Here is a 7767-nt window from a genome sequence, read left to right as displayed (position 1 = left end):
ATCAATATTGATTGGTGACTGCCAATTTGGAACAATTTTAGACCATTTTTCTTGCTGTTCATAATTTAACATGCTGCATTCCTCTTCTCCTAAGTATACAAAACATTCTTAGACATTTTGTACCTGAATTCAATTTATATGCTTAGAAGTTGATACTATTTGAGGACTAATCATAACGTAGTGCGCTTTTTACCAAGCGTAATACAAAATTAACTAGATAATTATGACCTATCGGACGGGCTATTACATCTCTTGAATCAACAAAAAGACTAGACCAAAATTCAACTTTTGATCTAGTCCTCTGCCATTATTAAATAGTATATTTCTTGTTAAATAATGAATCCACCGATTGATTACTGAAAATCAAATCAATCGCCTTAGCAAACGTCTTGGATACCGATAAGATTTTGAGCTTGTCAAATTGTTTTTCTTCAGGTACATCAATCGTATCTGTCACAACAACTTCCTTATAATAAGAATTCTTTAACTCTTCAACTGCCCTACCTGACAAAATCGGATGAGTAGCACAAGCATATACCTCAGTTGCTCCAGCATTCTTAAGTGCAACTGCAGCATCTGATAATTTACCTCCAGTATCAATTAAATCGTCAAAAACAATGCAGCGTCGTCCGCTCACGTCACCAATTACCGTCATATCTGATGCCCGTGTTTCATCACGTTTATCAACAATTGCAATCGGTGCCTTTAACAAAGTTGCTAAGTTCCGGGCAGCTTTCACACCATTATGATCTGGGGCCACAATGACAACATCATTTGTAATGCCTTTACTTCTGAAATACTCAGCTTGCACAAAAATTGCAAGAAGATGATCAACTGGAATATTGAAGAATCCTTGCAACTGACCAGCATGCAGATCCATAGTAATTACTCGATCCGCACCAGCCAATTGGATAAAGTTGGCAATTAATTTTGCAGTGATTGGCTCCCTTGGACGAGCCTTACGATCTGCACGAGCATATCCGTAGTATGGCAAAACAATATTAATTGTCCCAGCACTAGAGCGGCGAAGCGCATCCACCATAATCATCAATTCCATAAAATTCTCATTAACTGGCTCCGAAATAGACTGAATAACAAAAACGTCATCACCACGAACGCTCTCGTTGATATTTATCTGAATCTCACCATCACTAAAATGTTTCACAGATGCTTCACACAATTGTGTTTCCAGCTCAGTTGCAATTTTTTCTGCCAACTTCTGATTAGAATTTAATGCAAATAACTTTAAAGTGGCTTTTTCTTTTTTCTCGCGCATGGCTGCCTCCAATTTACTCTTTTGACTTATTATAATAAAAAAGTCTTTACATTACTACACTTTTGTTACAGTATTATTCCCTGATTTGTCCATTGCCTCTAACAACATACTTAGTTGTCGTCAGGGCTTCAAGCCCCATCGGGCCACGAGCATGCAATTTTTGTGTTGAAATCCCAATTTCTGCCCCAAATCCATATTCAAAGCCATCGGTGAAGCGTGTTGACGCATTCACATATACAGCTGCTGCATCAATTTGATTTAGAAACTGCTGGCTTTTCTTATAATCATTTGTCACGATTGCCTCGGAATGCTTCGTACCATGCTGATTAATATGCTTGATTGCCTCATCAACAGATGAAACAACTTTGACTCCAAGGATATAGTCGTTATATTCCGTGTCCCAGTCTTCTTCAGTAGCAGGTATCGCTGAGCCTTGCAGAATGTCCAGTGCTGCTTGATCAGCCCTAATTTCAACATTATACTTCTTCAACTCAGCAATAATGCCAGGCAGATACTTGCTTGCAACATCTTCATGGATTAACAGCTTTTCAGCAGCATTGCAGACTGCTGGTCTCTGACACTTGGCATTGACTATAATTTTCTTTGCCATTTCAAAATCTGCTGTCTTATCTACATAAATATGGCAATTTCCAACCCCAGTTTCAATAACCGGAACTTTAGCATTTTGCACCACAGTTTGTATCAATTTTGCTCCTCCGCGAGGAATTAAAACATCTAGATATCCTGTAAGCTGCATAAATTTATTGGCAACTTCATGTGATGTATCAGTCAACACTTGGATGGTATTCTCGCTATACCCATTTTCTTTCAAAGTTGCCTGCAACACTTCTACAAGTTTGAGATTAGTGTTGAAAGCTTCCTTCCCACCCCTTAAGATAACTGCATTTCCTGATTTAAAGCAGAGTGCTGCCGCATCAACCGTAACATTTGGACGAGCCTCGTAGATGATTCCAACGACTCCCAAGGGAACTCTTTTTTGTGTAATCTGTAGGCCGGCATGGTTAATCCAACCGTTGGTAACATTGCCCAAAGGATCTGATAGCTGCGCAACCTGTTCTAAACCTTGTGCAATCTTCTCTATCCGCTCTTCATCCAATGTAAGTCGATCAACAAAACTTTTAATTAATCCAGTTGCTCCAGACAGGTCACGTTGATTTGCTGCAAGAACTTCACTAGTATTTGATCTCAAGGCATCTGCCATTGCAAGCAAAACTTTGTTTTTATCTTCAGTCGAAACAAGACTCAATTCATAAGCTGCATCTTTAGCCTGGCTTCCAATTCTTTCTAAATCAATTCCCATAAGCGGAACCACCTTCCTTACTACTTGCTGATAAACAACGTTCCTAACTGTTCGCCATTCAATATTTTAAAAATCACGGATGGATTCTCACCATTAGCAAGAATCATGGCCTTATTTGCATTAAGCATTCTCCTTGCAGCTTTTAACTTTGTGGTCATGCCGCCAGTTCCAAGTTTAGTCCCACGACCACCGGCCTTCTCAAAGGTTTCATCGTTGATCTCATTGATTGTGTGTAATAATTTTGCATCGTCAAACTTTCTAGGATTCTTATCATAAAATCCATCAATATCGGATAACATAATCAATAAATCTGCATCAATCGAAGTTGCAACAAGGGCCGATAATTGATCATTATCTCCAAATTTAGTATGATGATCCAATTCGTCAACGGCAACAGTATCATTTTCATTAACGATTGGAATAATTTTTAACTTTAACAACGTTTCAAAAGTATTTAAAACGTTTCGTCTGCTCGTGGGGTAATCCATTACATCATGTGTTAACAGTATTTGTCCAATTCTTTGTCCATAGACTGAAAAACGCTGCTGATAAACCGTCATTAACTGTGTTTGCCCAACCGCTGCAAGAGCTTGTTGTTCAGGAATTGTACTGGGTCGTTCACTCATCCCTAATTGTCCTAGTCCAACTCCGATTGCACCCGAAGATACTAAAACAACTTCTTTGCCTTCATTTACCAAGCCGCTTAAGCTGTAACACAGCTGGTCAATTGCCTGCAAATTCAATTTTCCGTTTAGATGTGTCAAAGTACTTGTCCCTACCTTAACAACGATCCGTTGAGCTTCAATATGGCGCATTACAATCCACTACTTTCTTAAATAATTAACTATTTTATCATTTTTCGTCTGGATTTTCACTTTTATTCTCAACATGATGTCTGACCTCCAGCCAATCAATATAATTACGGTTAAACTCAGTTACTTTCAAATCAAGTTGATCAATTGTTATAATATCATTTCTTTTTACTTTGTAATTTTCAAGTAGATAACCAGCTATCGTGACACTCTCAGATGCATCAAAACTCTTATTTTTAATCTTGAAAAAGCGTTCAAAATCATAAAGAGTGGTTTTCCCAGAAATCTTGTATCCACCATCTTTGTTCTTAATAATGTATTCACTGGATACATTATCTATTTCATCTTTAACAACACCAAAAAGTTCCTCGTAAATATCTTTATCTGTGACGATACCACTTGTACCACCGTATTCATCTAAAACTACTACAATTGGCGTTTGTTTTTGAATCATCTGCTGTAACAGTCCCTGAATAGGTGTTACTTCTGGGACTGTGATAATTGTGCGTAATAGTTTGCTGACTAAAATGCTATCGTCAACCTGAGCTTGCCTTATCAAGTCATATATATACACATAGCCTAAAATTCGATCTTTATCATTATTTGCAACAACTGGGAAACGACTAAAACCCTGGCGCAAATAGTTGTTCACGACCGTCTTGACTGAATCCGTAATATCAACAACTTCAAGGCTTGTACGATCCACCATAATATCCTTGGCAATTTTATCATTAAAGTCGAAGGCCCGCTGCATGTAAATCAAATCATTCTTATCGAGTTTTCCACCGGTTACAGCATTGCGTGACAACCGTAATATTTCTGCCTGTGTTAACACATCATTGCTCTCTGTAGCTGGTGTCAAACCAAATAAACGGATTATACCTGCTGCAGAAACATTCAATAACTGAACGAAGGGATAAAAGAGAATATGGAAATAATGCAATGGTGTGACTACAAGCATCATCATTCTCATTGGCATTTCAATACTCAGATTTTTTGGAACGATTTCTGTAATAACGACTTCAAGATAAGTCAAGAAGAGTACCCCGAGAACCGCTCCTACAGCATGCATTGCCGTCGTGCCCAGAGGAGTAATCTGCAATACATCAACAATCATCGTCTCAATTGTTGCCTCACCAATCCAGCCTAGGATGATACCTGCTAAGGTCACACCTACCTGAGTTGTTGAAAGATATTCATTTAGATTCTGAACCATTTTTAGAGCAATTGTTAATTTGCGTTTATTTCCTTTTCCTTCTTCAAGTGCACTTTCAAGTGCGCTTTTCCTAGTCTGTACGAGTGCAAATTCTGCTGCAACAAAAAAGGCTGCAGAAAAAAAAACTATTGCTATTATTAATACATTGGAAGCCAGCTGACCGCCTGTCAAAATCCATTCCCCATTTCATTCATTGTTCTATTGCATATCATATCATTTTTTTGCCTTTTAATGATGTTTATAATCTCATTTTTTTAATTCTTCACAAAAAGAAAAAGGTATGACAATAATAGAATCCGTCATACCCATTTCATATTTCGTAAATTAATCACACTGTTTTACTATACCAAATCACTATTTTTCTTTGATTTACTGTCATATTCTTTTTTTACTTGCGTTATCCAATTCTTAAAAAACAACACTTGCGTATCTGCCCATGAAAAAATAGGAGCTTTCATTTGTTCAAAATCTTCATAATAGTTTTGTGGCCTTGCTAATGTTTCAGCTTGATTCGGATATGCCTTAAGTTCCCTTTGATATTCTTTTGCAAGGGCATCCCTACCATATTCGAGATGAGCGAATAAGAAGACTTGCGGTTCATTTTTAGCTTCAACCAAAAACAGATGGTTCGTCTCTGAAATTGCCTTGATCTCTAAATTCTTATTTTCCCTAATCTGTTCATGATTCAGCTCAGCATAACGCGCGTGCGGAGCTGTGAAACCTATAGGCAATCCTTTTAACAGTTTTGACTCTGTGAATACTTTTTGTCTATAAATACCAAATAATTTGTGCGCTAACATTTGTTTCTCAATTCCATAGTAAAAATTTGCGGCTGCCATTGCTCCCCAGCACACATATAATTGTGGAATATCCAATTTTTTCAGAAGCTGAAATAATTCTTTCAATTCGTCCCAATAAGTGACATTCTGAAAATCAATTTTTTCCAGAGGAGCTCCAGTAACAATAAAAGCATCCATTTTCCCCACTTCAAGTAGATCTAATGGTTCAGATATGTGTGAAACTTCTTCTGGTACCGTGCGTCCTTGATAATGCATTGTTGGATAAAAATAAGTTACCTTAACAGGGATATCCTGTTGTTTCAATACAGAATTAAAACGTCTCTGAGTATCAGACTTATCATGCATTACATTTAAAACTCCGATATTTAAAGTTTCGCTCTCCAATGTTTCGCTCCTAACTAAAATAATCTATCGATTTTTTATTTTACCGCTCTGGGCAAAAAACTTCTAGTATAATTGTGAAGGAAATATGATAATAAAAGTAATTAATCAAAAGGAGGCCTTCGAATGTCATTACCAAAAAGAAATACAGTCCCTGTTGAACTGACCTGGGATACTTCTACCCTTTTTAAATCTGAACAAGAGTTCAATGCTCATTTAGCAAAACTAAAACAGCTTGCAGACTCTTTTACCCTGAACTACCAAGGCAAACTAAAGAATTTTGAGACAATAAAAGAAAGCCTTATCGCTTTATCTGAAGTTACTAAGGAAAAAGACTGGTTAGAGCACTATGCATTTTTAAATCAATCAGTTGATATGTCTTCAGCAAAAGCCAACAACCAACTGCATAAATTTGAAAATATCAGTGCCCAACTAGCATCAGAACTATCTTTCTATGATTCTGAAATGCTTGATTTCTCAACTGAAGAGCTCGCATCCTTTGCCGCAAAGCTTCCTGAATATAGTGCTATTTTTAGACATTATTTAAATGACCAGAAACAACGCTTAGCACCAAATATTGAAAAAACATTAGCAGCTTTAGCACCAACTTTTTATGCCCCAGAAAATATCTACACTCAAATGAGAAGCTCGGATATGCATTTTGACAATTTCACAATTGATGGAAAAGATTATCCGATGTCCTTTGTCCTCTATGAAAACTATTACCAGTATCACGCCGACATCAAAATTAGACGTGCTGCATTTGCAAGCTTCTCCAAAACATTAAACCAGTATAAGAACACTCTTGCTGCCGTCTACTATACTGAAGTTTACAAACAAAAAACATTTGCAACATTGCGTGGCTATAGTTCCGTTATTGACTATTTATTAGCCGAACAGGAGATCCCGCGAGATATCTATGAACGTCAGATTGATACGATCATGGAAAAATTTGGACCAGTTATGCAGAAATATGTTAAATTAATCAAAAAAGAGCGAGGAATTGATGAACTGACTTTTGCTGATTTGCAGATTGATCTTGACCCAGACTATTCCCCTGACATTGCACTTGAAGATGCACCGCAATATATATCTGATGCAATTAAGATTATGGGTAAAGACTACCATGATATGATTATGCGGGCATTTCCTGAAAGATGGGTCGATTTTCCGCAAAACCAAGGAAAAGAAACCGGTGGATTTGAAACAACCCCATATGATAATCATCCCTTTATCTTGATGTCATGGTCAGATCAGTTCGCTGATTTATACACCTTGATCCATGAGCTGGGGCACGCGGGACAGGCTCTGCTGACTGCTGCAGTCAATCCCATACTTGTATGTGATCCATCTACATACATTGTCGAGTCACCATCTACATTTAACGAGTTATTACTGACGCATTCATTGCTGCAAAAAAACAATGATCTACGAATGCAGAGATTTGCTTACACAAAAATGTTGACGAATACTTACTACCATAATTTCGTAACACATTTATTGGAAGCAGCATATCAAAGAGAAGTTTATCGTTTAATCGATAATGGAGAGAGCTTTGACGGTGAGCGCTTATGTGCTATTAAAAAAAGGGTACTTCAAAGATTCTGGGGAGATGCAGTCAAAATTGATGATGATGCTTCTCTAACTTGGATGCGTCAATCACATTATTATATGGGACTTTATTCCTATACCTATTCAGCTGGGCTAACGATTGCAACTCAGATGTATCTGAAAATAAAAAAGAATCCTGCAAAAACCTCAGATTGGTTGAGTTATCTAGAGCTGGGCGATCAAAAAGCACCCTTAGACGCAGCTATGGTCGCAGGTGTTGATATGTCATCAAATGAACCACTAGAAAAAACAATTGCATTTCTTGACAACACTGTAGAAAAAATAATTGATCTAACCACAGCAATTAAAAATCAATAATTCACACATTGCCGCTGCGAAATCAGGAGTAA

Annotated in this window: 6 protein-coding genes; 1 reads left to right on the top strand and 5 read right to left on the bottom strand. The window is 37.4% G+C overall.

Annotated elements, in window-relative coordinates; translation table 11 throughout:
* Window positions 1–310: 310 nt before the first annotated feature.
* From IV36_RS10575 to IV36_RS10555, 5 genes are all read right to left on the bottom strand, one after another.
* Window positions 311–1276, bottom strand: a complete 966-nt coding sequence (locus tag IV36_RS10575; RefSeq protein WP_056992371.1) for a ribose-phosphate diphosphokinase — start codon at window positions 1274–1276, stop codon at window positions 311–313.
* Between the two features lie 73 nt (window positions 1277–1349).
* Window positions 1350–2597 carry a glutamate-5-semialdehyde dehydrogenase gene (locus IV36_RS10570; protein ID WP_056992370.1) on the bottom strand — a complete coding sequence of 416 codons (1248 nt, stop codon included), beginning with the start codon at window positions 2595–2597 and terminating at the stop codon, window positions 1350–1352.
* A gap of 20 nt (window positions 2598–2617) precedes the next feature.
* Window positions 2618–3412 carry a glutamate 5-kinase gene (gene proB / locus IV36_RS10565; protein WP_056992368.1) on the bottom strand — a complete coding sequence of 265 codons (795 nt, stop codon included), beginning with the start codon at window positions 3410–3412 and terminating at the stop codon, window positions 2618–2620.
* Between the two features lie 37 nt (window positions 3413–3449).
* Window positions 3450–4796 (bottom strand): hemolysin family protein, encoded by a 1347-nt coding sequence (locus IV36_RS10560; protein ID WP_056992366.1) that lies wholly within the window; start codon window positions 4794–4796, stop codon window positions 3450–3452.
* Window positions 4797–4966: 170 nt separating this feature from the next.
* Window positions 4967–5809 (bottom strand): homoserine O-acetyltransferase/O-succinyltransferase family protein, encoded by an 843-nt coding sequence (locus IV36_RS10555; protein WP_082623760.1) that lies wholly within the window; start codon window positions 5807–5809, stop codon window positions 4967–4969.
* A gap of 123 nt (window positions 5810–5932) precedes the next feature.
* Between IV36_RS10555 and pepF the strand changes: the two genes are divergently transcribed.
* Window positions 5933–7735 (top strand): oligoendopeptidase F, encoded by a 1803-nt coding sequence (pepF, locus tag IV36_RS10550; RefSeq protein ID WP_056992364.1) that lies wholly within the window; start codon window positions 5933–5935, stop codon window positions 7733–7735.
* Window positions 7736–7767: the final 32 nt, after the last annotated feature.

This window comes from Liquorilactobacillus mali (assembly GCF_001437155.1).
GTDB classification, from domain to species: domain Bacteria; phylum Bacillota; class Bacilli; order Lactobacillales; family Lactobacillaceae; genus Liquorilactobacillus; species Liquorilactobacillus mali_A.
Note: the sequence above shows the minus strand (reverse complement) of the source record. Positions and strands in the feature narration are given on the sequence as shown.